This window comes from Methylobacterium nigriterrae (assembly GCF_037106235.1).
In the GTDB taxonomy this organism is placed as follows: Bacteria; Pseudomonadota; Alphaproteobacteria; order Rhizobiales; family Beijerinckiaceae; genus Methylobacterium; species Methylobacterium nigriterrae.
In genome coordinates this window covers 1-450 of record NZ_JBAWTG010000551.1, presented here as the reverse complement: position 1 = coordinate 450, position 450 = coordinate 1, and the positions used below count along the sequence as shown (strand labels likewise).

The window sequence follows — 450 nt, the reverse complement described above, 5'->3', positions numbered from 1 at the left end:
AAGCGGGCCTTGGTCTGCGCAGCAATCCGTTGCCAGCCGCTGTCTCGGCGATCACGATCAGACCCATTGCACGGACGCTCCTCGTGCCATCAGGGCGTCGGTCATGGACGTTGTCGTCACCCCGACAGGATCATCCAGCACCGAGTGGAGCCTGAGCGACCGGCTCGGACGCCATCTCGGCACGATCCATCGCCGCTTCGAGGGGCTCGTGGTCTTCGAGATCGAGCCGGAGCCGAGCAGCGCGCTGCTTGGGATCAACCGAATGCACGGGTCGCTGGATAAGGCGATGACCGCCATCGAGAAGTTCATGGGCGGCGCCTGCGAACTCGCCGGCCGTCGATAACTCTGCCTCATGCTGTTGCCGCGATGGCCGAGATGCGGGTCGCCCTCGGGCATCTGTCGCCGGCCGAGCGCGGACTTCTGGCATGCCGTGGGCGTGCTCGACCGCCT

Annotated in this window: 1 protein-coding gene; it reads left to right on the top strand. The window is 66.2% G+C overall.

The features are described from left to right. Positions 1 to 343: hypothetical protein (locus tag WDW90_RS38195; protein WP_336492883.1), on the top strand; the 343-nt coding region annotated here is incomplete at its 5' end. Between the last annotated feature and the right edge of the window lie 107 nt (positions 344 to 450).